The sequence below is a fragment of the Streptomyces sp. NPDC049879 genome, assembly GCF_044461265.1.
In the GTDB taxonomy this organism is placed as follows: Bacteria; Actinomycetota; Actinomycetes; order Streptomycetales; family Streptomycetaceae; genus Streptomyces.
This window is the reverse complement of record NZ_JBITKT010000003.1, coordinates 523,249-549,213: the sequence shown is the minus strand read 5'-3', so window position 1 is coordinate 549,213 and position 25,965 is coordinate 523,249. Positions and strand designations below refer to the sequence as shown.

The following is a 25,965-nucleotide window of genomic DNA, read 5'->3' as shown; positions in this document are numbered from 1 at the left end:
GGTCTGATCTTGACACGTCGAAGCTGAGCAGGGGTGAGGGAGATGGCGACCAAAGACACCGGCGGCGGCCAGCAGAAGGCGTCGCGCAACAGCGAGGAAGTCGAGGAGCAGACACAGGACGCGGAGGTCTCCGAGGAGCTCAAGGAGCGCCAGGAGGCCCTCACGGACGACGTCGACTCCGTCCTCGACGAGATCGACGAGGTGCTGGAGTCCAACGCGGAGGACTTCGTCCGCAGCTTCGTCCAGAAGGGCGGCGAGTAGTCACGCCCGCCGCGCCGCGGGGCTTCCGCGGCCGATGTGGATCACGACCGCCGGACGGGTAGGGTCCGTGCCATAGCCTGCCGCTGCCCCGGCCGCACCGCCGGCCGGGGCAGCCGACCGTCCTCCACCTGGAAGGAACCCTGTGGCAGCCAACTCCCACGAGCAGGGGCGACTCCCGGCGGCCTTCCTCCGTCCGGGCTCGTCCTCGTTCTTCGACTTCCTGACCGACCACGCCCCGGACCGTCTGCCGGGGCACCGCGCGCTCCCGCCCGTCGAGGGAGCCGTGGAGGCGGTGCACGGGACGACCATCGTCTCCGCCACCTTCCCCGGGGGCGTCGTCCTCGCCGGTGACCGCCGCGCGACCATGGGCAACATGATCGCCCAGCGCGACATCGAGAAGGTCTTCCCCGCCGACGAGTACTCCGCCGTCGGCATCGCGGGGACCGCGGGACTCGCGGTCGAGCTGGTGAAGCTGTTCCAGCTGGAGCTGGAGCACTTCGAGAAGGTCGAGGGCCACGCGCTCTCCCTGGAGGGCAAGGCCAACCGGCTGTCCACCATGATCCGCGGCAACCTCGGCATGGCCATGCAGGGCCTCGCCGTCGTCCCCCTCTTCGCCGGCTACGACCTGGAGCGCGGCAAGGGCCGGATCTTCTCCTACGACGTCACGGGCGGCAGGACCGACGAGGTGGGCTTCGCCACCGTCGGCTCCGGCTCCGTCTTCGCCCGCGGCTCCCTCAAGAAGCTGTACCGCCCCGACCTGTCCGAGGAGCAGACGGCCACCGCGGTCGTCCAGGCGCTCTACGACGCCGCCGACGACGACTCGGCGACCGGCGGACCCGACCTCGCGCGCCGCATCTACCCGATCGTCACGGTGATCACCGAGGACGGCTACCGCCGCCTCGACGAGACGCGGGTCGCCGAGATCGTCCGCGCGGTGCACGAGGGTCGGCTCCAGCGGCCCGACGGGCCGCAGGCCCCCGTTCTGTAGATTGCGGTGCCGGGCCCGTCCGGCACCGGGCGAAGCGCCGAACCCCGGAAATCCCACGGACGTCGAAGGGACGAGTAGCCGGTGTCCACACCGTTCTATGTCTCACCCCAGCAGGCCATGGCGGACCGCGCCGAGTACGCCCGCAAGGGCATCGCGCGCGGACGCAGCCTGGTGGTGCTCCAGTACGCCGACGGCATCGTGTTCGTCGCCGAGAACCCGTCGCGCGCCCTGCACAAGGTGAGCGAGATCTACGACCGCATCGCCTTCGCGGCGACCGGCAAGTACAACGAGTACGAGAGCCTGCGCATCGGCGGCACCCGCTACGCCGACCTGCGCGGCTACACCTTCGACCGCACGGACGTCACCGCCCGCGGCCTCGCCAATCTCTACGCGCAGACGCTGGGCAGCATCTTCTCCAGCGCCGCGGAGAAGCCCTACGAGGTCGAACTGCTCGTGGCCGAGGTCGGCGAGTCCCCCGAGGACGACGAGATCTACCGCCTGCCGCACGACGGCTCGATCATCGACGAGCACGGCTCGGTGGCGGTCGGCGGCAACGCCGACCAGATCAGCAGCTACCTGGGCCAGCGGCACCGCGACGGCATGGGCCTCGGCGAGGTGCTGCGCCTCGCGGTGGACTCGCTCACCCGCGAGGCGAACGGCGGCGAGCGCACGCTGACCGCCGATCAGCTCGAAGTGGCCGTCCTCGACCGGACCCGGCCGCAGACACGGAAGTTCAAGCGCGTGCCGGTGCGTCAGCTCGCCGCACTGCTGGAGGAGAACGGTTCCTCCTCCACCGATTCCGCCGGTTCCGCCGACGCGGACGGCGAAGGGGACGCGGGCGCCGGGAGCGGCACCGACTGACACGGCCTCGGCCGCCGTCCACGCGCCGCGCCCCGGGGCGCGGCGCGTGGACGGCGGAGGTCAGGCGGGAGCCGGGGCGGTCGAGCCCCGGGCGACCAGCGAGACCGGCAGCACCTCGGCGCCCCGCCGTTCGCCGCCCAGCACGGCCAGCAGCGCCCGCAGACCGGCGGCCCCCAGCTCCTCGGCGGGCAGCCGCACCGTCGTCAGCTCCGGCTCCACCGCCGTCGCGAGCCCCAGGTCGTCGAAGCCCGTCACCGACACGTCCTCGGGCACCCGCAGTCCCGCGCGCCGCACGGCCTTGCACGCACCGGCGGCCATCGTGTCGTCGTCGCAGACCAGCGCGGTCGGCCGCGGGGAGGCGGCGAGCGCGCGTTCCGCCGCGAGCAGCCCTCCCGCCACACTGACCGGCCCGTGCTCCTCCGCCACCAGCCGCGCTCCCGGCGCCCCCGCCAGGCCCGCGCGCAGCACGTCACGCCGCACCGCGAACGTCCACGAGTCCACGTCGGCGGCCACATGGGCGATCCGCCGGTGCCCCAGGCCCAGCAGATGCGCCGTCACCAGCCGCATCCCCTCGGCGATGTCCGGATTGACGGTCGCGGCGGCGGGGCCCTCGACGGGCTCGCTGTCCAGCATCACGAGCGGCAGCCCGTCCCCGCTCAGCTGCGCCAGCGCCTCCACCGCCATCGAGGACGCCAGCACGCCGTCCAGCGTCGCGCTCGCCGACGCGAACGGGTCGGGGGCGCTGCCGACGCCCTCGGGCGACGGGTACAGGACCACCCCCACGTCCGCCTCCGCCGCGACCCGCGCCACCCCGGCGTGCACCCGGCCGAAGAAGTCGTTGGTCAGCGCCGGGACGACGACGAGGACCGTCCGGGTCCTGCCGAGCCGCAGGCTGCGGGCCGCGAGATTCGGCCGGTGGCCCAGCTCCCGCGCGGCCGCCCGTACGGCCTCGGCGCGGGCGGGGGAGACCCGGCCGCGCCACCGGTCGCGCAGCACCAGCGAGACGGTCGCCTGGGACACCCCCGCGCGGCGCGCCACGTCCCGGCTCGTGGGCCGGGCCACGCCCTCCCGCCCCCTGCCGCTCCCGCTCTCGTCCACGGTGTCCGCGCCTCCCTGCGGGTGTCCTGAATCCACCGCCCACCAGAACGCACATCGTACGTACAATCGACGGCGTTATACGTAACACGCACCGGGGCCGACCCGGTGCCGGAGACAGGGGTGCGGGCGATGGCCACCGGCTACGGGGAACTGCTGCGCGTGAAGCACGTGACGCGCCTGCTCGTGGGCACGCTCGTCGGCCGCCTGCCGAACGGCACGGCCGCGCTGGCCGTCGTCCTGTTCGTGCGCGCCGAGGGCGGCGGCTACACCCTGGCCGGTCTCCTCGCCGCCGCCTACGGGGTGGCCACCGCCGTCGGGCAGCCGCTTCTCGGCCGCCTGGTGGACGTCCACGGGCAGCCCCGGGTGATGCTCCCCGCCGCCGTGGTCTCCGGCCTGAGCATGATTCTGTTCGCCCTCGTCGGCACAGAACCCGCCCCCGTGGCCTGGGCGGCCGTCGTGATCGCGGGGCTCGCCACCCCGCCCCTCGAAGGCGGCCTGCGCGCCCTGTGGCCCAGCGTGATCCGGCACGGCGACGGCGTGCACAGGGCCTACGCCCTGGACGCCGTCGCGCAGGAGGTCATGTTCGCGGGCGGACCGCTCGTCGTGATGCTGCTCGTCGCCGCCTGGTCCGAGTCGGCCGCCCTGCTGGTCGTCAACGTCGTCGGCATCCTGGGGGCGCTCTCCGTCGTCGTGTCCGCCCCCTCCCGGCAGTGGCGCGGCGCCCCGCGCGAGGCGCACTGGCTGGGCGCGCTGCGCTCGCGCGGGCTGCTCGCGCTCCTCGCCTGCTTCTTCTTCGTCGGCACCGCCCTGGGCGCCATCGCCGTGGCGAACGTGGCCTACGCGGACGAGCACGGCGACGAACTGATCGCCACCTGGCTCACCTCGGGACTGGGCGTCGGCGCCCTGATCGGCGGCCTCGCCTACGGCGCCGTCCGCTGGGCCGGGCCGCCCGAACCCCGCCTCAGGCTGCTGGCCGTCGCCCTCGCCGCCGGGTACGCGCCGCTGGTGCTGGTGCCCGACGGCGTGGCCCTCATGACCGGGCTCAGCGTCCTGTCCGGGCTGTTCCTCGCACCCATGCTGGCCTGCGCCTTCGTCGTGATAGACCGGCACGCGCCGGTGGGCACGGTCACCGAGGCGTTCTCCTGGCTGGTGACCACCTTCGGCGTCGGCGCCGCCGCGGGCACCGCCGTCGCGGGACCGGTCATCGAACGCGGCGACGCCGCCTCCGGCTTCGCCGTCCCCGCGGCCGCCGGCTGCGCCGCGCTGCTCGTCCTGCTGGCCACGGCACGCGTTCTCGCAGTTCCCGGGGGCCGGACCGCTCCCGGCGGGGAAACGCAAAATGATCGAAACGCCGCACTCGAACCCGGTTTCAGAAGTGGGCATCAGGCGTAATGTTCAGTCATGGATCGCCGAATCTTCGGGTTGGAGAACGAGTACGGGGTCACCTGTACGTTCCGCGGTCAGCGCCGGCTGTCCCCGGACGAGGTGGCGAGGTATCTCTTCCGCCGAGTCGTGTCATGGGGACGCAGCAGCAACGTGTTCCTCCGCAACGGCGCCCGCCTCTACCTGGACGTCGGCTCGCACCCCGAGTACGCGACGCCCGAGTGCGACAACGTCACGGAGCTGATCACCCACGACAAGGCGGGTGAGCGCATCCTGGAGGGCCTCCTGGTGGACGCCGAACGGCGGCTCCACGAGGAGGGCATCGCCGGTGACGTCTACCTGTTCAAGAACAACACCGACTCCGCGGGCAACTCCTACGGATGCCACGAGAACTACCTCGTGGCGCGGCACGGCGAGTTCTCCCGCCTCGCCGACGTCCTGATCCCCTTCCTCGTCACGCGCCAGCTGATCTGCGGCGCGGGCAAGGTCCTCCAGACGCCGCGCGGCGCCGTCTTCTGCGTCAGCCAGCGCGCCGAGCACATCTGGGAGGGCGTCAGCTCGGCGACCACGCGCTCCCGCCCCATCATCAACACCCGCGACGAGCCGCACGCCGACGCCGAGCGCTACCGCAGGCTCCACGTCATCGTGGGCGACTCCAACATGTCCGAGACCACGATGCTGCTCAAGGTCGGCGCCACCGACCTGGTGCTCCGCATGATCGAGGCGGGGACCGTCATGCGGGACCTCACGCTGGAGAACCCCATCCGGGCCATCCGCGAGGTCAGCCACGACACCACCGGCCAGCGCAAGGTCCGCCTCGCGACCGGCCGCGAGGCGTCCGCCCTGGAGATCCAGCAGGAGTACTTCGACAAGGCCCTCGACTTCTGCGAACGCCGCGGCATGCGCACCGGCGTCACCGAGCAGGTCCTGGAGCTGTGGGGCCGGGCACTCGAATCCATCCGCGCCCAGGAACTCGACAAGATCAACACCGAGATCGACTGGGTCATGAAGTACCAGCTCATCGAGCGGTACCGCGCCAAGCACAACCTCACGATGTCCCACCCCAGGGTGGCGCAGATAGACCTCGCCTACCACGACATCCACCGCCGCCGCGGGCTCTACTACCTGCTGGAGCGCAAGGGCCAGGCCCAGCGCGTGTGCAACGACCTCAAGATCTTCCAGGGCAAGTCGGTCCCCCCGCAGACCACGCGGGCCCGGCTGCGCGGCGACTTCATCCGCCGCGCGCAGGAACAGCGCCGCGACTTCACCGTGGACTGGGTCCACCTCAAGCTCAACGACCAGGCACAGCGGACGGTCCTGTGCAAGGACCCGTTCCGCTCGGTGGACGAGCGCGTGGAGAAGCTGATCGCCGGGATGTGACGGTTCCCGGCGGCGCGCACCTCCTGTCGCGTCTGCCGGGAAGCCGTAGGCTGGGGCGGGACCAGCGGGTTCCGCCCCGATCGCCCCCGACGCCCCGGTTGGACTTCATGACCCCCACCCCCCGAGCGAGCCGCCTCGTCGCGCTGCTCGCCGTCCCTTCCCTCCTGTTCTCCCTGGCCGCGTGCGGCTCGGACGACGGCGGAGACGACGCCTCGGACACCCCGTCGTCCGGTCCCGTGGCCACGGTCTCCGGCAAGCCCGGTGAGGAGCCGGAGCTGACGATCGACACGGACGCGAGCGTCGGTGACGAGATCAGCGGCGAGGTCCTGGACCAGGGCGACGGCGCCGAGATCGGCGAGGGCGACTACCTGCGCCTCGACGCCGTGGCCAAGACGGTCTCCGACGGCCGCGAGCTGGTCAACACCTGGGCCGACCCGAACGAGGGAGCCCAGGGCTCCACCGCCCCCGCGCTGCCCGACGGCCTGCGCCGCCAGGTGATCGCCCAGGCCGGGGTGGACTCCGTCCTCCTCGCCGCCGTGACCGACCCGATGGTCGGCGCCACGGTCGGCAGCCGCGTCCAGGTCCAGGGCCCCGCCGCCGACCTGCTCGGCCAGGGCGCCCAGAACGTCGGCCTGTCCGGGGACGAGGGCGTCGTCTGGGTCTTCGACATCGTGGGCGCCTCCGCCGTCGACCCGGGGGCCGCCGCCGAGGGCGAGCAGGCCGCCGCGACCGACGGACTGCCGGAGGTCACCGCCGGTGAGGACGGGGCGCCCGCCGTCACCGTCCCCGAGGGCGAGGACCCGCCGGCCGAGCTGCAGCAGCAGGTCCTGATCGAGGGCGACGGGCCCGAGGTCGAGGCCGGACAGGCGCTCGTCGTCCAGTACACCGGCGTGACCTGGGCCGACGGCGAGAAGTTCGACTCGTCCTGGGACCGCGACGCGCCCTCCGCCTTCCAGATCGGCACCGGCCAGGTCGTCCAGGGCTGGGACGAGGGCCTCGTCGGCAAGCACGTCGGCGACCGCGTCCTCCTGGTGATCCCGCCGGACCTCGGCTACGGCGACCAGGGCAACCAGACGATCCCCGGCGGCTCCACCCTCGTCTTCGTCGTGGACATCGTCGGCGCCGCCTGAGCGTGCGCGTGCCGACCGCCACCGCCCGCGTATCCTGCGGGTTCGAGCAAGCGCGCTAGGAGTGATCTTCACGTGAACATCGACAAGCCCGAGGTGGACTTCCCCGGCGGCGAGCCCCCGGCCGACCTGGAGATCAAGGACATCTGGGAAGGCGAGGGCGAGGTCGCCCAGGCGGGCGCGCAGGTGTCCGTGCACTACGTCGGCGTCGCCTTCAGCACCGGCGAGGAGTTCGACGCCAGCTGGAACCGCGGCACCCCGCTGCGCTTCCAGCTCGGCGCGGGCCAGGTCATCCCCGGCTGGGACCGCGGCGTGCAGGGCATGCGCGTCGGCGGGCGCCGCCAGCTGACCATCCCGCCGCACCTCGCGTACGGCGACGCCGGGGCGGGCGGCCGGATCAAGCCGGGCGAGACGCTGATCTTCGTCTGCGACCTGGTCTCGGTCTGATCTCCACAAGCGGTACCGTGGGCCCATTCCCCGCACGGGGAACGGGCCCACGGCGTTTTTCCGCGCGGGTACGTGACGGCCGGGGACCGCGGACGAGAGGGGCGGCGCGCGATGGCGATTGCCAAGGCGGAGCGGCTGATGAACCTGGCGCTGTGCCTGCTGGGCACGGGCCGCCCGCTGAGCAAGCGCGAGCTGCGCGCGTCCATCGAGGCCTACCTGGAGGTCGGCTCCGAGGACGCCTTCAACCGCATGTTCGAGCGCGACAAGGACGACCTGCGGGAACTGGGCCTCGTCATCGAGACCGTCGAGAGCCTCGACGGCGAGACCGGCTACCACGCCCGCCGCGACCACAACCAGCTGCCGCCCATCACCCTGGAGGCCGAGGAGGCCGCCGCGCTGGGGCTCGCCGCCCGCGTCTGGCAGCAGGCGCGTCTCGCGGGCGCGGCGAGCGGCGCCCTCCAGAAGCTCCGCGCCGCGGGGATGCCGCTCGCCCAGGACGAGCAGGGCGCGTACAGCGCGATCGAACCGCGCGTCCCGGCCGGTGAGGCGGCCTTCGAGCCGCTGATGATCGCCTGCCGCGATCGGCGCCCCGTCACGTTCGACTACCGCAGGTCGAACGCGGCGCGCGCCGCGAGCCGCCAGGTCGAGCCCTGGGCGCTGGAGTGCTGGCGCGGTCACTGGTACCTGGCCGGCTGGGACCGCGACCGCGGGGCGGAGCGCGTCTTCCGGCTCTCGCGTATCGCGGGCCGCGTCAAGTCGCGCGCCGGCGCCTTCACGCACGAGGTCCCCGACCACATCACGCTGCGCGAGACCGTCGCCCGCTGGGCGGGCGAGACCCCGACGGGACAGGCGCGCATCCGGCTGCGCACCGGTGCCGGATACCCGCTGCGCGCCCGCGCCACCGCCGTCACCGAGTCCGCCGCGGGCGCCGGCTGGGACGAACTGGAGATCCCGTACGGGCACGGGCTCGGCGCGTGGCTCGCCGAGTTCGGCCCCGACGTGGTCGTGCTGGAGCCCGCCGAGCTGCGGGCCGACGTCATCGAGCGGCTGCGCGCCGTCGCCAAGGGCTAGGCCGTGTCGTCCGGATCGTGCCGGGCCCGCGCCGCCAAGATCCGAACGACACGACCTAGACCCCCGGGAAGCCAGGGAAGAGAGAAGGAGCACCCATGGCCACCACGGCCATCGACCGCACCCGCAGGATGCTGTCCCTCGTCACCTATCTGAGGGAACGCCCGGGTGCCCGTGTCGACGAGGTCGCCCGCGCGTTTGGGATCACCGAGGACGAGCTGATCTCCGACCTCAACGTCCTGCCCATGTGCGGCACCAGCTTCCGCGGCGGCGACCTGCTCGACATCGACACCGACGGCGAGCACATCTGGTGGCACAACGCCGAGGCCGTCGGCTCGGGCACCGGCCAGCCGCTGCGGCTCGCCGCCGACGAGGCGACCGCCCTGCTCGTCGCCGCGCGCGCCGTCGCCACCCTGCCGGGACTGCGCGACGGCGACCGCGACGCCCTGCTGCGCGCCACGTCCAAGCTGGAGGCGGCGGCGGGCGAGGCGGCCGGGGCCAGCTCGCGCCTGTCGGTCACCTTCGAGTCCGAGGGCGGGGTCTTCGCCGACGTCGACCGCGCCATCACCGAGCGGCGGCGGCTGCGCATCCGCTACTACTCGCCGGGCCGCGACGAGCTGACCGACCGGGAGATCGACCCGATCCGGCTGTTCGCGGTCGGCCACACGTACGTCGAGGCCTGGTGCCACCGGTCGGAGGCGCGGCGCACGTTCCGGCTCGACCGGGTCGCCAGAATCGAGCTGCTCGACACCCCCGCCGATCCGCCGCCGGTCGAGCCGCGGGACCTGAGCGAGGGGCTCGTCCAGCCCGCGCCGACCGACCCCGAGGTGGTGGTCGAGGTCGGTCCCGGCGGGCGCTGGGTCGCCGAGTACTACCCGCACGACTCCGCCGAGGAGCTGCCGGACGGCGGGCTGCGCGTCACGCTGCGCACGCCCGACCCGGCCACCCTGCGGCGGCTGGCGCTGCGGCTCGGCGGGGACGGCCGCATCGTCGCGCCGGCCGCGCTCGCCGAGAGCGCCAGGGACGCGGCCCGCGCGGCGCTCGACCTGTACGGGGCGGCGGAGGAGCCGGCGGCGGCCCGGGAGTCGCCCGGTGTCCTGCAGGCCGCGGCGGGGGAGGCGGGCTGACATGTTCTGGCCGATGTTCCAGCTCGCGCTGGCGTTCCTCGGCGTCGCGGTGCTCGGGGTCCTGGGCGTCCGCGTCGGCCTCGAAGCCCGCCGTTTCGCCCGCGCCGTGGCCGCCTCGGCGGAGCGGATCGGGGGCGCGGCCGAGGACCTGGAACGTTCCGCCGCACCCCTTGTGGCCAGGGGCGGAGCCGTCCACCGGGCGTACGGGAGGGAAGCCGGGGACGGATAGATCGTCGCGCGGGCATTGATTTGTGTTCACCCTCGCGCGTTAAGATTGCAGCTCGTGCGGTCGGTCGGGAATGTCGAGATCCCGCACGGCAGACGAATTCCCCGGAAGAAAGAAGACGAGACCATGGGCTCGCTCTCCGCATGGCACATCCTGCTCGTCGTCCTCGTCGTGGTGGTCGTCTTCGGCTCCAAGCGCCTGCCGGACACCGCGCGCGCCCTGGGCAAGTCCCTGCGCATCCTCAAGAGCGAGACGGCGGCCATGAAGAACGACGGCCGGGCCGAGTCGGACGTGGCTCCCTCGCCCGCCGAGCCGCCCACCGCCGCCCGGACCATCCAGGCCGCCCCCGGCGACGTCACCAGCGCCCGCCCGGTCGAGGAGCCCCGGAGCACCCCGCAGCAGGGCTGACACCCGGCCGCCGGCCGGGACGCGTTCGGAGCGAGTGAGGCGTGGCCGCCCGGCGGAGACCGGGCGCCGTAGGAGATGAGGACCTGGCGTGCCCAAGGCCAAGGCACCGCGGAAGCCGAAGGACCCCGAGGGGCGCATGTCCCTCACCGAGCACCTGCGCGAGCTGCGCAACCGGCTCGGCATCTCGGTCGCCGGCATCCTGGTGGTCACCATCGTCGCGATGTTCTTCGCCAAGGACATCATGGACTTCCTCACCGAGCCGGTGCCGATCTGCGACTCCTTCGAGGACCCGGCCGCGCGCGAACACCGCTGCGCCGTCCTGTCGCAGAACGGCCTGACCTCCCCGTTCGCCACCTACTTCCGCGTCTCGCTGCTCGTCGGCGTCATCGCGGCGTCGCCGGTCTGGCTCTACCAGGTGTGGGCGTTCATCGCACCGGGGCTGCACAGGAACGAGAAGAAGTACACCCGCGCCGTCGTCGGCGTGGGCGTGCCGCTGTTCCTGGCGGGCGCGGTCTTCGCGTACTGGCTGCTCGGCCGCGCCGTGCCCGTCCTGCTGAGCTTCAGCGCCCCCGGCGCGCAGAACTACGTGTCCGTCGAGGAGACGCTCGACCTGACCGTCCGGCTCGCCCTCGCGTTCGGCCTCTCCTTCGAGCTGCCGCTGCTGCTCGTCCTGCTGAACCTCGGCGGGGTCGTCTCCGGCAAGCGGATGCTCAGCTGGTGGCGCTGGATGGTCGTCGGCATCGCCGTCTTCGCGGCCGCCATCACCCCGACCGACCTGATGTCGATGGTCGCCCTCCAGGTGCCCGTCACGGCCCTGTACTTCATCGCCTGCGGCATCGCCCTCTTCAACGACCGGCGCAAGCGGCAGCGCGAGGACGAGCAGGAGCTGGACGACGACGAGGCCTCGCCGCTCGACCTGACCCCCGAGACCATCGAGCCCGTCGAACGCGTCTCGTCCTCCCGGCTGGACGAGGGCCCCTCCCGGCTGAACGGCTTCGATGACGCCACCTGACACGGACGGCCGTCCCGCGCGGGGCGCGCGTGCCGGGTGAGCTGACGGTCCTCGTCAACCCCGTGGCGGGCCGAGGCCGCGCCGCACGCGCCGCCCGTCCCGCGCTCGACGCCTTGGCCGCCACCGGCATGCCCGTCCGCACCCTCGTGGGCGCCGACGCCGCCGACGCGCTGCGCCAGGCCCGCCGCGCGGTCGCGGACGGCGCCGGGGCCCTCATAGCCGTCGGCGGCGACGGCATGGCCTCGCTCGCCCTCCAGGCCGTCGCCGGTAGTGACGTCCCGCTCGGCCTCGTCGCCGCGGGCACGGGGAACGACCTGGCGCGCGCGTGCGGCCTGCCGCTCGGCGACCCGGCCGCGGCGGGCCGCGGGCTCGCGGCGGCGCTGGCGGCCGGCGCGTACCGGCGGATCGACCTCGGCCGGATCGGGGACACGTGGTTCGGCGGCGTCCTCGCCACCGGCTTCGACTCCCGCGTCAACGACCGGGGCAACCGGATGCGCCGCCCGCGCGGCAGGCTGCGCTACGACCTGGCCCTCGTCGCCGAGCTGGCCGCGTTCCGCCCCCTGCCCTACCGCATGCGGCTGGACGACGGCCCGTGGCAGGAGCTGGACGCGACGCTGATCGCGGTCGGCAACGGGCCGAGCTACGGCGGTGGCATGCGGATCTGCCCGGACGCGGCGCTGGACGACGGACGGTTCGACGTGACCGTCGTCGGACCGTGCAGCCGCGCGACGCTGGTCCGCGTCTTCCCCCGCGTCTTCAAGGGCACCCATCTGTCCCATCCGGTCGTCACCGTCCACCGCGCGGCCCGCGTCGCCCTGGACGCGCCGGGCGTCACCGGCTACGCGGACGGGGAACCCCTGGGACCGCTGCCGCTGACGGCCACCTGCGTGCCCGGCGCCGTACGCCTGCTGGCCCCGCCGTCCGGCCCGTGAAGATCACCGCGCTGTCACAGGCGGCCGGTAGGCTCGTCTGCACAATGACCGACGACATGTCCCCCGCAGAGCGCTACGCCGCCTCGCGCAGGCGCGCCATCGAGCAGGCCACGGCGCTCGCCCCGTTCCGCGAGCTGTACGACTTCGAGCTCGACGCGTTCCAGATCGAGGCGTGCCGGGCCCTGGAGGAGGGCAAGGGCGTCCTGGTCGCCGCCCCCACCGGCTCGGGCAAGACCATCGTCGGCGAGTTCGCCGTCCACCTCGCCCTGACGCAGGGCGGCAAGTGCTTCTACACGACGCCCATCAAGGCGCTGTCGAACCAGAAGTACGGCGACCTGGTGAAGCGGTACGGCGCCGACAAGGTCGGACTGCTCACCGGCGACAACAGCGTGAACTCCGACGCACCCGTCGTCGTCATGACGACCGAGGTCCTGCGGAACATGCTGTACGCCGGCTCCCAGGCGCTCACCGGCCTCGCCTATGTGGTGATGGACGAGGTCCACTACCTCTCCGACCGCTTCCGGGGCGCGGTCTGGGAAGAGGTGATCATCCACCTCCCCGAGTCGGTGACCCTGGTCTCCCTGTCCGCGACCGTCTCCAACGCCGAGGAGTTCGGCGACTGGCTGGACACCGTGCGCGGCGACACCCGCGTCATCGTCTCCGAGCACCGGCCCGTCCCGCTGTGGCAGCACGTGCTCGCCGGGCGCCGGATGATGGACCTCTTCGAGGAGTCGGGGGACAAGCGCGAGGTCAACCCGGACCTGCTGCGGCTCGTGCGCTCCGACCAGGCGCGCGGCTGGGGCGGCCGCGACCGCGCCAGGGGCGCCAGGGACCGCAGGCGCGCGGCCGACCGGGAGCGGGAGCGGCGGCAGCGCTCCCGCGTGTTCACGCCGAGCAGGGCCGAGGTCATCGACCGGCTCGACGCGGAGGGACTGCTGCCCGCCATCACGTTCATCTTCAGCCGCGCGGGCTGCGAGGCCGCCGTCCAGCAGTGCCTGCACGCGGGGCTGCGGCTGAACGACCCGGCGGCCCGGGTCCGCGTCCGCGAGATCGTCGAGCGCCGCACGGCCGCCATCCCCGACGAGGACCTGCACGTCCTCGGCTACTTCGAGTGGCTGGAGGGCCTGGAGCGGGGCATCGCGGCGCACCACGCGGGGATGCTGCCCGCGTTCAAGGAGATCGTGGAGGAGCTGTTCGTCCACGGGCTGGTCAAGGCCGTCTTCGCCACCGAGACGCTGGCGCTGGGCATCAACATGCCGGCGCGCTCCGTCGTGCTGGAGAAGCTGGTCAAGTGGAACGGCGAGCAGCACGCCGACATCACGCCGGGCGAGTACACGCAGCTCACCGGCCGTGCCGGGCGCCGTGGCATCGACGTCGAGGGCCACGCGGTGGTGCTGTGGCAGCAGGGCATGGACCCGGGCGCGGTGGCGGGTCTGGCGGGGGCGCGGACGTATCCGCTGCGCTCCTCGTTCAAGCCGTCGTACAACATGGCGGTCAATCTCGTCTCGCAGTTCGGGCGGCACCGGTCGCGGGAGCTGCTGGAGACGTCGTTCGCCCAGTTCCAGGCGGACCGCGCGGTCGTCGGCATCTCGCGCCAGGTGCGCAAGAACGAGACCGGTCTCGACGGCTACCGCGAGGCGATGACCTGCCACCTCGGCGACTTCGACGAGTACGCCAGGCTGCGGCGTGAGCTGAAGGACCGGGAGAACGAGCTGGCCAAGCAGGGCGCGGCGCAGCGGCGGGCCGCCGCCGCGGCCTCCCTGGAGCAGCTGCGGCCCGGGGACATCATCCACGTGCCCACCGGCAAGTTCGCCGGTCTCGCGCTCGTCCTCGACCCGGGCTCGGGCGCGCCCGGCGGGCGTGCGCGCGGGCCGCGCGGCGGCTTCGACCCGTACGAGGGGCCGCGGCCGCTCGTGCTGACCGTGGAGCGGCAGGTCAAGCGGCTGGCGATGATCGACTTCCCGTCCCCGGTGGAGCCGCTCGACCGGATGCGGATCCCCCGGTCGTTCAACCCGCGCAGCCCCCAGTCGCGGCGGGACCTCGCGTCCGCGCTGCGGACCAAGGCGGGGCACCGCGACCCGGGGCGCCACCGCAGGGAGCGCGCCACGGCGGCCGACGACACCGAGATCGCGCGGCTGCGCGCCGCGATCCGCAGCCACCCGTGCCACGGCTGCGACGAGCGCGAGGACCACGCGCGGTGGGCCGAGCGCTACCACCGGCTGCGCCGCGAGACCCGCCAGCTGGAGCGGCGGATCGAGGGCAGGACCAACACCATCGCCCGCACCTTCGACCAGGTCGCCGCGCTGCTGACCGAGCTGGACTACCTGCGCGGCGACGAGGTCACCGACGACGGGCGGCGGCTCGGCAGGCTCTACGGCGAGCTGGACCTGCTCGCCAGCGAGTGCCTGCGCGAGAAGGTCTGGGAGGGGCTTGACCCCTCCGAGCTGGCCGCCTGCGTCTCCGCCCTCGTCTACGAGGCGCGCAACGCGGACGACGCCCCCGCGCCCGAGGTCCCCGGCGGCGAGGCGCGGCGCGCGCTGGGCGACATGGTGCGGCTCTGGGGGCGCCTGGACGCGCTGGAGGAGCAGTACCGGATCAGCCATGTCACGGGCGTGGGGCAGCGCGAGCCCGATCTCGGCTTCGCCTGGCCGGTCCACCGGTGGGCGCAGGGCGAGGGGCTCGACGTGGTGCTGCGCGACGCGGACATGCCGGCCGGTGACTTCGTGCGCTGGTGCAAGCAGGTCATCGACGTCCTCGGGCAGATCGCCAACGCGGCGCCCGAGGGCGGCACGGTGGGCCGCAACGCGCGCCGGGCCGTCGACCGGCTGCTGCGCGGCGTCGTCGCGTACAGCTCGGTCGGCTGACCGGCCCTCCCGGGGCCGCCCGCCGTGCTCAGCGCGCCAGGGCGCTGAGCACGCGGGTCAGCGAGCCGCCGAGGCCCCACCGGGCGTTGAGCGCGTCCAGGGCGGCCGGGTCGCCCGGCGCGGCGGGCAGCGCCGGGTCGTGCGCGGGCAGCGGTACGTCCGTGGCGACCCGGACGACGCGGGGGGCGACCTCCAGGTAGGCGGCGGCGGCCGTGAGCCGCTTGCGCTGGGTGGGGGTGAGGGGCGAGGCCGGGTCGTCCGCGGCGGCGACGATGCCCGCGAGGTCGCCGAACCGTTCCAGCAGCCGCGCGGCGGTCTTCTCGCCGATGCCGGGCACGCCGGGCAGGCCGTCGCTCGGGTCGCCCCGCAGCAGCGCGAGGTCGGCGTACCCGGGGCCGTCCACGCCGTATTTCTCGTGCAGCGCGGCCTGGTCGAAGGCCGTGAGGGTCGCCATGCCCTTGACGGGATAGAGCACCCGCACGCCCCGCCGGTCGTCGATCAGCTGGAAGAGGTCGCGGTCGCCTGTGACGATGTCCACGGGACCGCCGGCCCGCCCGGCGAGCGTGCCGATGACGTCGTCCGCCTCGTACCCGGCCGCGCCGACGCGGGCGATGCCGAGGGCGTCGAGCACGGCCTCGATGACCGGGACCTGCGGCGAGAGCGTGTCGGGCACGGTCTCGGCGTCGGGGCCTTCGCCGTGCTCCTGCGCGACGCGGTGCGCCTTGTAGGAGGGGATCAGTTCCACGCGCCAGGCGGGGCGCCAGTCGGCGTCCATGCAGGCCACCAGGTCGTCCGGCCGGTGGTCGGTGACGAGGCGCGCGACGAAGTCGAGCAGGCCGCGCACGGCGTTGACGGGCGTGCCGTCGGGGGCGCGGACCGACTCGGGGACGCCGAAGTAGGCGCGGAAGTAGAGCGAGGCGGTGTCGAGCAGCATCAGGCGTCTGGTCACACCCCGGATCATGCCGCACGCGGGGTCCCCGGCGGACGCACCCTCTTGGGCAAAATAATAGTTTGATAGGCTAAGTATTAACGATTCCTTGACGCACGCTTGACCGACAGGCGCGTGTTGACCTGCCCGGACGCCGAGGAGGAGACATCTCCATGCCGACGACCCCGACGCCCCCTGCCACCCGCAGCGGCGGGTGACCGTATGGGACACGCCGACACGCTGCTCGCGATGGGCGGCGCCTTCGTGGCCGCCGCGATCCTCGCCCGCCTCGGCAGCCGCATAGGCCTGCCGACGATCCCCCTGTTCATCCTGGCCGGGATACTCCTCGGCCCGAACACTCCCGGTTACGTCCTCCTGGAGGACCCGCACGACCTGGAGATGCTGTCCGCGCTCGGCCTGGTGCTGCTGCTCTTCTACCTGGGCCTCGAGTTCCACATGGACGACCTGAAGACCGGCGGCAAGAAGATGGCCGTCGCCGGGTCCACCTACCTCGCGCTGAACGTCGGCGCGGGCCTCGCGTTCGGCTTCGCGCTGGGCTGGGGCACCTCCGAGGCGCTGGTGCTCGCCGGTGTGCTCGGCATCTCGTCCTCGGCCATCGTCACCAAGATCCTGGTGGACCTGGGCCGGATCGGGAATGCGGAGACGCGGCCCATCCTGGGCATCATCGTGGTCGAGGACATCTTCCTCGCCCTCTACCTGGCCGCGCTCCAGCCGATCATCTCCGGCGCCGAGGGCGTGGGCGCGATGCTCGCCGACATGGGGAAGGCGTTCGGATTCCTGCTGATCCTGGCCATCGCCGCGCGCTGGGGGACGCGGATCGTCGGCCGCCTGTTCGCGACCGAGGACAACGAGCTGCTCGTCATCTCGTTCCTGGGCGCGGCCGTGTTCGTCTCCGGGATCGCCGAGACGTTCGGCGTGGCGGACGCCATCGCGGCGTTCATGGTCGGCCTCATCCTGGGCAACACCGGGTCAGGCGACCGTGTCCGCGAGCTGGTCCACCCGCTGCGGGACGCGTTCGGCGCGATCTTCTTCTTCAACTTCGGCCTCTCCATCGACCCGGGCGACCTGCCGACCGTGATCTGGCCGGTGCTGATCGCCATCGCGGTCACCGTGACGATGAACGTCCTCGCCGGGATGCTCACCGCCCGCATCTACGGCTTCGGGCCGGGGCCGACGGCCAACGTGGCGACGACGCTGCTGGCCAGGGGCGAGTTCGCGCTGATCCTGGCGACCATGGCGGCGGCGGCCGGGCTCGACGGACGGCTCTCGCCGTTCATCGCCGGATACGTCCTGATCCTCGCGGTCGTCGCGCCGCTGATCGCGGGCCGCTCCCACTGGCTGGCGCGCGTCATGCCGGGGGGCCGCGCCCAGCCGCCGCCCGCCGAGGCCGTCCGGGAGCCGGAGCCCGAGCCCTCGGCGACCGGCCGCTGACGGCCCGCCCGCCCGTCCGGCGGGGGAGGGGCGCATCATGGGGGAGTGCGCACGTCAGCGCGCCGAGACGATGATCCGAAGGTGGAACGATGAAGCTGGAAGTCTGGTCGGACGTGATCTGCCCGTGGTGCGGGCTCGGCCAGTACCGGCTCGACGAGGCGCTGCGGAGGTTCGAGCACGGCGGCGAGGTCACGGTGGTCCACCGCTCGTTCCAGCTCGACCCCTCCGCGCCGGTCGGGAAGGCCCTGCCGGTGCACGAGGCGCTGTCCGCCAAGATGGGCGCGCCCGTGGAGCGCGTACGCGAGATGACCGCGCACGTGGAGGGCTTGGCGCGGGCGGAGGGCCTGACGCCGTACGTCGTCGGTGACAACGTCACCGGCAGCACCGCGCTCGCGCACGAGTTCCTCGCCCACGCGACCGCCGAGGGCCTGCACACCGAGGCGTGGGACGCGGCGTACGAGAGCTACTTCGGGCGCGCCGAGTCCATCTTCACCGTCGACGCGCTGGTCGCGCTCGGCGAACGCGTCGGCCTCGCCGCCGAGGGCACCCGCGCGGCCCTCACCGACCGGCGGTACCGCCCGCAGGTCGAGGCGGAGGCGGCGCGCGCGGCGCAACTGGGCGCGACGGGCGTGCCGTTCACCGTCATCGACGACCGGTTCGGCGTCATGGGCGCCCAGGACGCGGACACGCTGCTCGACGTCCTGCGGCAGGCCTGGGCTGCCACCCATCCCGAACCGCGCCTGACGCAGCTCGCCGACCCCTCCGGCGTCTGCGGCCCGGACGGCTGCGCGGTGCCGGACGACCACCCCGCCCACGGCTGACCGTCCGGCGGCAGGGCGGCGGCGGATCATACGCTGCTGACGCGCCCGTGGCTGCCCGGCCGCCCGCCATCGCCGGTGGGCGGCCCGGGCGCGGACGGGCCGTCGCGATCGCGGATCACCCGCCGCTCCATGGGATTCCGGCCCCGCGCCGATGCGGGGTGGCCGGTCGGGTCCATGTGTGAGAAGTTCACCCCAACGAGTGCGCACCGAACCGGGGGAGTGCCGTGCGCAGGGGTGGACAAGGAGGGTGATGTCGCATGGCGACACCTGCCGGCTGGTACCCGGACCCCGGTCACGCGGGCCCGCCGCCCCCCGCCGAACGCTGGTGGGACGGGCAGTCGTGGACCGCGCACACCCGCCCGCCGGGCGGCGCTCCTCCCGCGTGGCAGGTGCCCGGCCCGTACACGGCGGACACCTCCCCGTACGGCTACGGCTACCCGCCGGGACCCCCGCCCCGCAGATCGCGACCCTGGCCCGTCGTCACCCTCGTCATCGCGGTCGTCCTGGCGCTCGTCCTCGCGGGCGTCGGCTACGCGGCGCTGTCCGGCGGGAGCGGCGACGAGGACGGCCGGGACGACGGCGCGGCCGCCGGGGTGACGGAGGTTCAGGCGGGCGGCGTGGCCCTGCCCCTCCTCGACGGCTGGACCGAGGTCGAGGCGGAGGGCGGCATCATGATCAGCGCCGACCCGCACCCGTGCCCCGGCGACAGCGGCCAGGAGTGCATCGGCGGCGCCGCCACCCTCGGCGTCCTGGCGGGGGCCACCGACTCCCCCGAGGAGTTCGCGCGGGCGGACGTCGAACAGCACGCGCGGGACGGCTACTCCGACGAGATCTACGAGGGCGTCACCGGGACCGAGGAGATCGACGCCGAGGAGGTCACCGTCCTCGGGCAGGACGGCTTCCGCGTCCGCACCCGCGTCGAGACCGGCATCGGCATGGAGGCGGTCGTCGAGAGCGTCGCCTTCCCCGCGCCCGACGGCAGCGGACTCGCCCTGCTGCGCCTGGCGTTCGACGAACGCGACGGGGCGCCGCCCGTCTCGGACATGGAGCGCATCCTGTCCGGACTGCGCGCCACCGGCGGCGGGCCAGGTACCGAAGTATGAGGTGACAACCGTAAAGTGACCCCGTCAAGCGTCGGCAGCGGACGCCGGGGGCCGGGGAGTGGGCGGATGAACACCGAGCAGAGCCCGTGGCGTTCGGAATCCTCGCCACCGGCACCCGCCCGCCCCGCGGCGCCGCCGGGCCGCTCCCGGCCCGTCCCGCCGCCCGGCACGCCCCCGAGACCCGCCGCGCCCCCGCAGCCGTCCGTCCCGCCGCAGCCCGCCGCACCGCCGCCCACCGCGTTCGGCCCGCTCCAGCGCTCCGCCGCGCTCCGCCTGCCGAACCGCACGGCCCGCATCGTCGCCGCCCTCGCCTGCCTCGTCCTCGGCACCGGGCTGCTCGGCGGCGCGGCCGCCGGAGCGTGGCTCGGCTCGGACGGCGACCCCGCCGACAGCGCGGCGCACGTCTTCACCGAGAGCCGCGACCTGTGGCGCGACCTGCCCGTGGACGACCTCTTCCCGCCCGAGATCAGCGGCGAGGGCACCGGCCCAGGCGGCGCCGACCGCAACTGGACACGCGTCGCCGTCGCCCCCGACAGCGGCTGCGCCGACGCCTTCGACCCGCTGCTCGCCGAGGTCCTGGAAACGGTCGGCTGCCACCGCCTCGTCCGCGCCACCTACAGCGACGAGACACAGACGGCCGTCACCACCGTGGGACTCCTCTTCACCACCGCCGACGCCCCCGCCATGGCCCGGCTCGGCGAACGCTTCGCCGACGAGAACCTCGCCACCCGCCCCGACCTGCTGCCGCGCCCCTTCCCCGCGCCCGGCACACCGGCCGAGGACTTCGGCGACGCCCAGCGCGTCTCCTGGTCCATCCGCGTCGCCACGGACAAACCCGTCGTCCGCTGGACCGTCACCGGATTCGCGGACGGGCGCGAGTTCCCCGACCCCGAACCCGCCGCCGAGGCGACGGCCGAGGGCCAGGACACGACGGTCGCCCTGTCGGGACTCGGCCACGAGGCGCAGGGCCTCGCGGACGCCTTCGACACCCGGCTGCGCGAAGCGGCCGGCCGGTACGCCCCGGAGCAGGGATGACCACGACCGCCGCCGCCCCGCTCCGCGCCACCGGACGCCGCGTCAGGATCGGCGCGGCGCTGACCGCCGCCTGGATGCTCGTCCCCGCCCTCGCCGGGACCGCGCCCGCCCGCGCCGACTCGATCCGCGACCAGCAGCAGTGGGCCCTCGACGCCATCCACGCCCCCGACGCCTGGGAGACCACGCGCGGGGCAGGCGTCACCGTCGCCGTGCTCGACACCGGCGTCGACGCCGACCACCCCGACCTCGCCGGCGCCGTCCTGCCAGGACACGACCTCGTCGGCCTCGGCGCCGAGCCGGGCGACGCGGAATGGGCCGCCCACGGCACCGCCATGGCCGGGATCATCGCCGGACGCGGCCACGGGCCGGACAACGGCAGCGGCGTCATCGGCGTCGCACCCGAGGCGCAGATCCTGCCCGTCCGCGTCCTGCTGGAGGACGACGACCCGGACCGCGACGAGGCGCGCCGCACCCGTACCGGCGCCCTCGCCGAGGGCATCCGCTGGGCCGCCGACCAGGGCGCCGACGTCATCAACCTCTCGCTCGGCGACGACAGCGAGTCCGCGCGCCCCGACCCCGAGCAGGACGCGGCCGTCCGCTACGCGCTGGAGCAGGGCGCCGTCGTCGTCGCCTCGGCGGGCAACGGGGGCGACGAGGGCGACCCCGTCTCGTACCCGGCCGGATACCCCGGCGTCATCGCCGTCGCCGCCGTGGACAGGAGCGGCAGCACCACCGACTTCTCCACCCGCCGCTGGTACACGACCGTCAGCGCGCCCGGCAAGGACGTGATCGTCCCCGACCCCGACCGCCGTTACTACACGGGCTGGGGAACGTCGGCCGCCGCCGCGTTCGTCTCCGGATCGGTCGCCCTGCTGCGCGCCGCCTACCCCGGGCTCACCCCCGCGCAGGTCAGGGACGTCCTCATGGACACCGCCCAGGACCCGCCCTCCGGCGGCCGGGACGACGCCTTCGGCAGCGGCGTGGTCGACCCCGCGGCGGCCATCGACGCCGCGGCCGAACTCGTCGGCACCCCCCTCGAACCGGCCGCCGAGCCGTACACCCGGCGCTACTTCGGGCCGGGACCACGCCCCCTCACCGGCGGCGGCTCCTCCTGGCTCGCCCCCGCGGCCGGGGCGGCGGGCACCCTCTTCCTGGCGGGCGCCGCGGTCCTCACCGCCCGCCTGCGCCGCCGCACCGGCGCGCCCTGGTGGCGGCCCGACCAGTGGTGAACGCGCCCCGGCGGACCGGGGCTCGGCTGCTCGCCGGGGCTCAGACGCCCGTGCGGCCCGTCTCCAGCGCCCGGACGGCGGCCTCGGCCGCCACCTCCACGGCCGCTATCCCGGCCTCGCGCGACGCATGCCCGTCCGACACGACGGCTATCAGGTAACGCTCGCCCCCGGCCGTCACCCGGCCGATGCTGTTGATGTCCCACAGGCCCGTCCGCGTGCGCGGCAGCCAGCCGTTCTTCAGCTGGAACTCCGACCCGTCCGCCGCCGCCGACACCCCCCAGCGCTGGCCGTCCACCACGGTCTCCATCAGCCCCTGCACATACAGGCGCGACGCGGGCGCGAGCGGGGAGTCCGCGCCGTACACCGCCGCCAGCAGGGCCAGCTGGTCGCGGCTCGTCGTCTGCGTCAGCCCCCAGTGCCCGCCGGGGCCGCCGGTCGTCTCGCTCAGGCCGAGGCGGCGGTTCGCCGCGTCGAGGCCGTCCGCGCCGCCTATCGACGCCCACAGCTCGTCGGCCGCCGCGTTGTCGCTCTCGCGGATCATCACCTCGGCCAGCGTCCGTTCGGTCACGGTCAGCTCGCGGTCCTCGTCCTGCGCCAGCAGCAGCAGCGCCGCGAGGATGTCCACCTTCGCGATGCTGGCCGTGTCGAAGCTGTCGCCGCCGAACACCGCGCTCCGCCCGCTGCCGAGCGCGCGCACCGCGACCGACAGGCGCGTCCCGGCGGCGGGGCCCTCGGCCAGCATCGGCGCTATCTCCCGCGCGAGACGCAGGTCGGGCAGGACGGCCGACCTGATGTCGTCGCCGGTCGTGTCACCGGTCGTGTCACGGGACGGCGGGATCCGCGCGTGCTCCAGGTCGTCCTTGCCCGGCGGCTCGCCGTCCAGCCTGTCCGCCGCGCCCACCGTGGACTCCACCGCCTCCCGCGCCGAGTCGCCCGCGGCGACTCCCGCGAGGAGCGCCGTGGCCAGCGCCGTGTTCAGGACCAGGGCAGGCCTGAACCGGCGTGACGCACCAGGGGACTTCCGGCTCATGAGCGCACGCTATCCCGCACACCTGCCCGAGTCATCTCCACGCACGTGAAAACCGCGTAACAGGAGGTGACTCGTCTCACAGCCCGCGCACCCCCCGGCCGCCCCGCGCGCCCCCTCCGCACCCTGCGGCGCCGCCCCCCGGCCGCCCCCGGATACGCTCGCCGCGTGGCCCTCAAGAACATCCCCCAGCCCGCCTTCGCCGGTGACGACGGCTCCGCCGACCCCGCCCTGCGTGCCGCGCTCGACGCCTGGTCGCGCGACCCGTCGGCCGAGCCCGCGCTGCTCACCGCACTGGCGGGCGCCCGTCTGCTCGTGCCGGTCGTCGCGGTGCTCGGCGAGGCCGAGGAGGGACCTGACGGGCTCCGCCGCGAGAAGCACAGCGACATGGCCGTGCTCACGCTCGCCCTCCCCGACGGCAGGCGCGCCCTGCCCGTCTTCACCGCCACCGCCGCCCTCGCCGCCTGGCGCCCCGACGCCCGCCCGGTCGCCGTCACCACCGGGCAGGCCCTGCGCGCCGCCGTGCAGGAGAACGCGGGGGCGCTCGCCGTCGACGTCGCCGGGCCCGTCGCGTACGAGCTGTCCGGGCCCGCCCTGCGGACCGTCCTCACCGCCACCGCGGGCGGCGCGGCAGGACCCGCCGCCACCGGCGCCGTCGCCGAGGCGGTCGCCGCCGTCCTGCGCGCCGAGCCCGCCGTACGGGCCGCGCGGCTCGTTCCCGGCGGCGAGGCGGACGGGACGCTCGCCGTCGCCCTCGACCCCGGCGCGGACGCCTCGGCGGCCGCCGGCCGCCTCGCCCGCGCGCTCGCCGGGGACCACGTGCTGCGCGCCCACCTGGTCCGCGGGCTCCAGCTCGCCGTCCTGCCGCCGGGCTCCCCCTTCCCCGGCGAACCGACGTACCGCAGGGACTGAGGGGACCGAGGGGCGCGCGGCCCGGCGCGCCGGGTCACCCGCACGGCCGCGCCGGAGTGCGGGCGGGGCGGCGGCGCCACAGACTGCGACAGAAACCAACTGTCGGCAGCAGGAGGGCGCCATGTCCACGGAGACCGAAGCGCAGCCGCTCGCGGCCGAGCTGGTCGGAAGCATGTTCCTCGTCTTGTTCGGCGTCGGCTCCGCGGTCCTGGCGGGCGAGTTCATCGGCAGCCTGGGCATCGCCCTGGCCTTCGGCTTCACCCTGCTCGCGGTCGTCTACATGTTCGGACCGCTGTCGGGCGCGCACATCAACCCCGCCGTCACGCTGGGCATGCTCCTGGCCGGGCGGATGGAGACCCGTACGGCCGTGGGGTACTGGATCGCGCAGTTCGTCGGCGCCGCCATCGGCGCGGCCCTGCTGTTCCTGGTGGCCAAGCAGGTCCCCGGCCTGAGCACGCACGGGGCCTTCGGCAGCAACGGCTTCGACGACCGCTCGGCGGTGGGCCTCTCGCTGGGCGGCGCGTTCGTGATCGAGGCGCTGCTGACGTTCCTGCTGGTCTTCGTCTACCTGTCGGTCACGCCAGGCGTGACCGTGCGCGGCTTCGGCGGCATCCCGCTCGGCCTCACGCTGGCGGTCGTCAACCTCGTCGGCATCCCGCTCACCGGCGCGGGCGTGAACCCGGCGCGCAGCCTGATGCCCGCCCTCTTCGCGCTCGGCTCGGCGATGTCGCAGGTGTGGCTGTTCATCCTCGCCCCGCTGGTGGGCGCGGCGATCGCCGTCGTCGTGCACCGGATCGTGCACGCGCAGGACGAGGAGTGGCGCGCCGACTGGTCGTGGCTGCGGACTAGCCGATCACGGGACCGGTGAACTTCTCGCCGGGCCCCTGCCCCGGCTCGTCCGGCACCGAGGACGCCTCCCGGAAGGCCAGCTGCAGCGACTTCAGCCCGTCCCGCAGGGGCGCGGCGTGGTACGAGCCGACCTCGGGGGCCGCGGCCGTCACCAGGCCGGCCAGCGCCGTGATCAGCTTCCGCGCCTCGTCCAGGTCCTTGTGCTCCTCGCCGTCCTCGGCCAGGCCGAGCTGCACGGCCGCCGCGCTCATCAGGTGCACCGAGAGGGTCGTGATCACCTCGACGGCGGGTACGTCCGCGATGTCACGGGTGACCGCCTCCGTGTCGGGGGCGTCGGAGGCGTCCTGGGGGGCGGCGGAGGGGGCGGCGTCACTCATGCCCACCAGCCTAGACGGGCCGTGGGCGGGCCCCGTCCCGGCGGCGGGTCCTTGCCCGGTGGTGTAGTCTGGAAGGGACCGGCCGGACACATGTGTGCCCGGCCCGCAAGTGGAGGCTCCGCGCTCCCACCTCACCGGCCCCCCGGGTCGGTAGGTCAACGGTCAGGTCGCGCCCCGCGTTCACGCGGTGGTGCTCCCGGTCTGTGGAGCCCCGCCTGTGTGCCGTCCGGGGCGTTTTTCTTTTGTGCCACCGTAGCCCTCCGGGGCGCGGCGGCGGTTCCGGCGGCGGCCCACACGAACGATCCGGCACGGCTGTCCGCCAGACATCCGTGCGGCGCAACCGAGGAGGCCCCATCAGCGCCGAGCCCCGCATCAACGACCGGATTCGCGTCCCCGAGGTGCGACTCGTCGGTCCCAGTGGCGAGCAGGTCGGCATCGTGCCGCTTGCCAAGGCCCTGGAGCTTGCCCAGGAGTACGACCTGGACCTGGTCGAGGTGGCGGCGACAGCCCGCCCGCCGGTGTGCAAGCTCATGGACTACGGAAAGTTCAAGTACGAGTCGGCCATGAAGGCCCGTGAGGCGCGCAAGAACCAGGCGCACACGGTCATCAAGGAGATGAAGCTCCGGCCGAAGATCGATCCGCACGACTACGACACCAAGAAGGGTCATGTCGTCCGGTTCCTGAAGCAGGGGGACAAGGTCAAGATCACGATCATGTTCCGCGGTCGTGAGCAGTCCCGCCCCGAGCTGGGCTTCCGGCTGCTTCAGCGGCTTGCCGAGGACGTGCAGGATCTGGGCTTTGTGGAGTCCAACCCCAAGCAGGACGGCCGGAACATGATCATGGTTCTCGGCCCGCACAAGAAGAAGACCGAGGCCATGGCCGAGGCACGCGAGGCCCAGGCCATCCGCAAGGCGGAGCGCCAGGCCGCCGAGCGCGAGCAGGCCGCTGCCGACCGCGAGCAGCAGCAGGGCAAGGCGTCGGCCTGACGACGGGCCGGCGCGTACGCCGCCGCCGCGGGGACGACCCGCGGGTACGGCGGCGCAGGTAACA

26 protein-coding genes are annotated in these 25,965 nt (G+C 74.0%); 22 read left to right on the top strand and 4 right to left on the bottom strand.

Features of this window, described 5'->3' with window-relative positions; genetic code table 11:
* Positions 1-42: 42 nt before the first annotated feature.
* The 3 genes from ACIBPC_RS13420 to prcA all read left to right on the top strand — a co-directional run bounded on the left by ACIBPC_RS13420 (position 43) and on the right by prcA (position 2,110).
* Positions 43-261, top strand: a complete 219-nt coding sequence (locus ACIBPC_RS13420; protein ID WP_362968018.1) for a ubiquitin-like protein Pup — start codon at positions 43-45, stop codon at positions 259-261.
* A 142-nt stretch (positions 262-403) separates the two neighbouring features.
* A complete protein-coding gene (gene prcB / locus ACIBPC_RS13415; protein ID WP_362968019.1) occupies positions 404-1,249 on the top strand; it encodes a proteasome subunit beta in 846 nt (281 codons plus the stop codon).
* Between the two features lie 81 nt (positions 1,250-1,330).
* A complete protein-coding gene (gene prcA / locus ACIBPC_RS13410; RefSeq protein WP_398843825.1) occupies positions 1,331-2,110 on the top strand; it encodes a proteasome subunit alpha in 780 nt (259 codons plus the stop codon).
* A gap of 60 nt (positions 2,111-2,170) precedes the next feature.
* On the opposite strand, the gene ACIBPC_RS13405 is transcribed toward prcA, so the two are convergent.
* The gene (locus tag ACIBPC_RS13405; protein WP_398843822.1) at positions 2,171-3,208 is read right to left on the bottom strand and encodes a LacI family DNA-binding transcriptional regulator; all 1,038 of its coding nucleotides are present in this window, start codon (positions 3,206-3,208) and stop codon (positions 2,171-2,173) included.
* A 129-nt stretch (positions 3,209-3,337) separates the two neighbouring features.
* Here ACIBPC_RS13405 and ACIBPC_RS13400 point away from each other — a divergent pair, with 129 nt between their 5' ends.
* From ACIBPC_RS13400 to ACIBPC_RS13350, 11 genes are all read left to right on the top strand, one after another.
* Positions 3,338-4,600, top strand: coding sequence for an MFS transporter (locus tag ACIBPC_RS13400; RefSeq protein WP_398843820.1), 1,263 nt, complete (start codon positions 3,338-3,340; stop codon positions 4,598-4,600).
* 9 nt (positions 4,601-4,609) lie between these two features.
* Positions 4,610-5,971, top strand: coding sequence for a Pup--protein ligase (pafA, locus tag ACIBPC_RS13395; RefSeq protein WP_362968061.1), 1,362 nt, complete (start codon positions 4,610-4,612; stop codon positions 5,969-5,971).
* A gap of 107 nt (positions 5,972-6,078) precedes the next feature.
* The gene (locus tag ACIBPC_RS13390) at positions 6,079-7,101 is read left to right on the top strand and encodes an FKBP-type peptidyl-prolyl cis-trans isomerase (RefSeq protein WP_398843816.1); all 1,023 of its coding nucleotides are present in this window, start codon (positions 6,079-6,081) and stop codon (positions 7,099-7,101) included.
* A gap of 72 nt (positions 7,102-7,173) precedes the next feature.
* The gene (locus tag ACIBPC_RS13385; protein WP_362968059.1) at positions 7,174-7,545 is read left to right on the top strand and encodes an FKBP-type peptidyl-prolyl cis-trans isomerase; all 372 of its coding nucleotides are present in this window, start codon (positions 7,174-7,176) and stop codon (positions 7,543-7,545) included.
* Between the two features lie 111 nt (positions 7,546-7,656).
* Entirely contained in the window at positions 7,657-8,616 is a 960-nt protein-coding gene (locus tag ACIBPC_RS13380) for a WYL domain-containing protein (RefSeq protein ID WP_362968058.1), read from the top strand.
* Positions 8,617-8,711: 95 nt separating this feature from the next.
* Positions 8,712-9,740, top strand: a complete 1,029-nt coding sequence (locus tag ACIBPC_RS13375; protein ID WP_398843813.1) for a helix-turn-helix transcriptional regulator — start codon at positions 8,712-8,714, stop codon at positions 9,738-9,740.
* Between the two features lies 1 nt (position 9,741).
* Entirely contained in the window at positions 9,742-9,969 is a 228-nt protein-coding gene (locus tag ACIBPC_RS13370) for a hypothetical protein (protein ID WP_362968056.1), read from the top strand.
* Positions 9,970-10,092: 123 nt separating this feature from the next.
* Complete coding sequence (gene tatA, locus ACIBPC_RS13365) at positions 10,093-10,374, top strand: Sec-independent protein translocase subunit TatA (protein WP_398843810.1); 282 nt, start codon at positions 10,093-10,095, stop codon at positions 10,372-10,374.
* 88 nt (positions 10,375-10,462) lie between these two features.
* Entirely contained in the window at positions 10,463-11,386 is a 924-nt protein-coding gene (gene tatC, locus ACIBPC_RS13360; RefSeq protein ID WP_398843808.1) for a twin-arginine translocase subunit TatC, read from the top strand.
* 29 nt (positions 11,387-11,415) lie between these two features.
* Positions 11,416-12,318: a diacylglycerol kinase gene (locus ACIBPC_RS13355; RefSeq protein ID WP_398843805.1), complete on the top strand. Its 903-nt coding sequence runs from the start codon at positions 11,416-11,418 to the stop codon at positions 12,316-12,318.
* Between the two features lie 44 nt (positions 12,319-12,362).
* Positions 12,363-15,182, top strand: coding sequence for a DEAD/DEAH box helicase (locus ACIBPC_RS13350; RefSeq protein WP_398843802.1), 2,820 nt, complete (start codon positions 12,363-12,365; stop codon positions 15,180-15,182).
* Positions 15,183-15,210: 28 nt separating this feature from the next.
* Here the strand turns inward: ACIBPC_RS13350 and ACIBPC_RS13345 are convergent, their stop codons facing one another.
* The gene (locus ACIBPC_RS13345; protein ID WP_398843800.1) at positions 15,211-16,143 is read right to left on the bottom strand and encodes a 5'-3' exonuclease H3TH domain-containing protein; all 933 of its coding nucleotides are present in this window, start codon (positions 16,141-16,143) and stop codon (positions 15,211-15,213) included.
* A 216-nt stretch (positions 16,144-16,359) separates the two neighbouring features.
* On the opposite strand from ACIBPC_RS13345, the gene ACIBPC_RS13340 reads away from it, so the two are divergent.
* The 5 genes from ACIBPC_RS13340 to mycP all read left to right on the top strand — a co-directional run bounded on the left by ACIBPC_RS13340 (position 16,360) and on the right by mycP (position 21,750).
* Positions 16,360-17,562, top strand: coding sequence for a cation:proton antiporter (locus ACIBPC_RS13340; RefSeq protein WP_398844370.1), 1,203 nt, complete (start codon positions 16,360-16,362; stop codon positions 17,560-17,562).
* A gap of 89 nt (positions 17,563-17,651) precedes the next feature.
* A complete protein-coding gene (locus ACIBPC_RS13335) occupies positions 17,652-18,383 on the top strand; it encodes a DsbA family oxidoreductase (protein ID WP_362968050.1) in 732 nt (243 codons plus the stop codon).
* A gap of 257 nt (positions 18,384-18,640) precedes the next feature.
* Positions 18,641-19,486, top strand: a complete 846-nt coding sequence (locus ACIBPC_RS13330) for a DUF2510 domain-containing protein (RefSeq protein ID WP_398843797.1) — start codon at positions 18,641-18,643, stop codon at positions 19,484-19,486.
* A gap of 66 nt (positions 19,487-19,552) precedes the next feature.
* A complete protein-coding gene (locus ACIBPC_RS13325) occupies positions 19,553-20,521 on the top strand; it encodes a hypothetical protein (RefSeq protein ID WP_398843795.1) in 969 nt (322 codons plus the stop codon).
* Positions 20,518-21,750, top strand: coding sequence for a type VII secretion-associated serine protease mycosin (gene mycP, locus ACIBPC_RS13320; RefSeq protein ID WP_398843793.1), 1,233 nt, complete (start codon positions 20,518-20,520; stop codon positions 21,748-21,750). Before ACIBPC_RS13325 ends, mycP begins: the two co-directional genes overlap by 4 nt.
* Before the next feature lie 40 nt (positions 21,751-21,790).
* Here mycP and ACIBPC_RS13315 read toward each other — a convergent pair whose 3' ends face one another.
* The gene (locus ACIBPC_RS13315; RefSeq protein ID WP_398843790.1) at positions 21,791-22,780 is read right to left on the bottom strand and encodes a serine hydrolase; all 990 of its coding nucleotides are present in this window, start codon (positions 22,778-22,780) and stop codon (positions 21,791-21,793) included.
* Between the two features lie 165 nt (positions 22,781-22,945).
* On the opposite strand from ACIBPC_RS13315, the gene ACIBPC_RS13310 reads away from it, so the two are divergent.
* Both ACIBPC_RS13310 and ACIBPC_RS13305 read left to right on the top strand, forming a co-directional pair.
* Entirely contained in the window at positions 22,946-23,689 is a 744-nt protein-coding gene (locus ACIBPC_RS13310; protein WP_398843788.1) for an SseB family protein, read from the top strand.
* A gap of 121 nt (positions 23,690-23,810) precedes the next feature.
* The gene (locus tag ACIBPC_RS13305; protein WP_398843785.1) at positions 23,811-24,557 is read left to right on the top strand and encodes an MIP/aquaporin family protein; all 747 of its coding nucleotides are present in this window, start codon (positions 23,811-23,813) and stop codon (positions 24,555-24,557) included.
* Here the strand turns inward: ACIBPC_RS13305 and ACIBPC_RS13300 are convergent.
* Entirely contained in the window at positions 24,535-24,915 is a 381-nt protein-coding gene (locus ACIBPC_RS13300; protein WP_362968044.1) for a DUF1844 domain-containing protein, read from the bottom strand. The genes ACIBPC_RS13305 and ACIBPC_RS13300 overlap by 23 nt on opposite strands.
* A 329-nt stretch (positions 24,916-25,244) precedes the next feature.
* On the opposite strand from ACIBPC_RS13300, the gene infC reads away from it, so the two are divergent.
* Entirely contained in the window at positions 25,245-25,901 is a 657-nt protein-coding gene (gene infC / locus ACIBPC_RS13295) for a translation initiation factor IF-3 (protein WP_362968043.1), read from the top strand.
* The last annotated feature ends 64 nt before the right edge of the window (positions 25,902-25,965 follow it).

Bases quoted from the DNA above. Each gene is read 5' to 3' on its own strand.
- ACIBPC_RS13420 (WP_362968018.1), top strand. From the start codon at position 43: ATGGCGACCAAAGACACCGGCGGCGGCCAGCAGAAGGCGTCGCGCAAC.
- ACIBPC_RS13400 (WP_398843820.1), top strand. From the start codon at position 3,338: ATGGCCACCGGCTACGGGGAACTGCTGCGCGTGAAGCACGTGACGCGC.
- pafA (WP_362968061.1), top strand. From the start codon at position 4,610: ATGGATCGCCGAATCTTCGGGTTGGAGAACGAGTACGGGGTCACCTGT.
- ACIBPC_RS13390 (WP_398843816.1), top strand. From the start codon at position 6,079: ATGACCCCCACCCCCCGAGCGAGCCGCCTCGTCGCGCTGCTCGCCGTC.
- ACIBPC_RS13380 (WP_362968058.1), top strand. From the start codon at position 7,657: ATGGCGATTGCCAAGGCGGAGCGGCTGATGAACCTGGCGCTGTGCCTG.
- ACIBPC_RS13375 (WP_398843813.1), top strand. From the start codon at position 8,712: ATGGCCACCACGGCCATCGACCGCACCCGCAGGATGCTGTCCCTCGTC.
- ACIBPC_RS13370 (WP_362968056.1), top strand. From the start codon at position 9,742: ATGTTCTGGCCGATGTTCCAGCTCGCGCTGGCGTTCCTCGGCGTCGCG.
- tatA (WP_398843810.1), top strand. From the start codon at position 10,093: ATGGGCTCGCTCTCCGCATGGCACATCCTGCTCGTCGTCCTCGTCGTG.
- ACIBPC_RS13350 (WP_398843802.1), top strand. From the start codon at position 12,363: ATGACCGACGACATGTCCCCCGCAGAGCGCTACGCCGCCTCGCGCAGG.
- ACIBPC_RS13345 (WP_398843800.1), bottom strand. From the start codon at position 16,143: ATGATCCGGGGTGTGACCAGACGCCTGATGCTGCTCGACACCGCCTCG.
- ACIBPC_RS13340 (WP_398844370.1), top strand. From the start codon at position 16,360: ATGGGCGGCGCCTTCGTGGCCGCCGCGATCCTCGCCCGCCTCGGCAGC.
- ACIBPC_RS13335 (WP_362968050.1), top strand. From the start codon at position 17,652: ATGAAGCTGGAAGTCTGGTCGGACGTGATCTGCCCGTGGTGCGGGCTC.
- ACIBPC_RS13330 (WP_398843797.1), top strand. From the start codon at position 18,641: ATGGCGACACCTGCCGGCTGGTACCCGGACCCCGGTCACGCGGGCCCG.
- ACIBPC_RS13325 (WP_398843795.1), top strand. From the start codon at position 19,553: ATGAACACCGAGCAGAGCCCGTGGCGTTCGGAATCCTCGCCACCGGCA.
- mycP (WP_398843793.1), top strand. From the start codon at position 20,518: ATGACCACGACCGCCGCCGCCCCGCTCCGCGCCACCGGACGCCGCGTC.
- ACIBPC_RS13315 (WP_398843790.1), bottom strand. From the start codon at position 22,780: ATGAGCCGGAAGTCCCCTGGTGCGTCACGCCGGTTCAGGCCTGCCCTG.
- ACIBPC_RS13305 (WP_398843785.1), top strand. From the start codon at position 23,811: ATGTCCACGGAGACCGAAGCGCAGCCGCTCGCGGCCGAGCTGGTCGGA.
- ACIBPC_RS13300 (WP_362968044.1), bottom strand. From the start codon at position 24,915: ATGAGTGACGCCGCCCCCTCCGCCGCCCCCCAGGACGCCTCCGACGCC.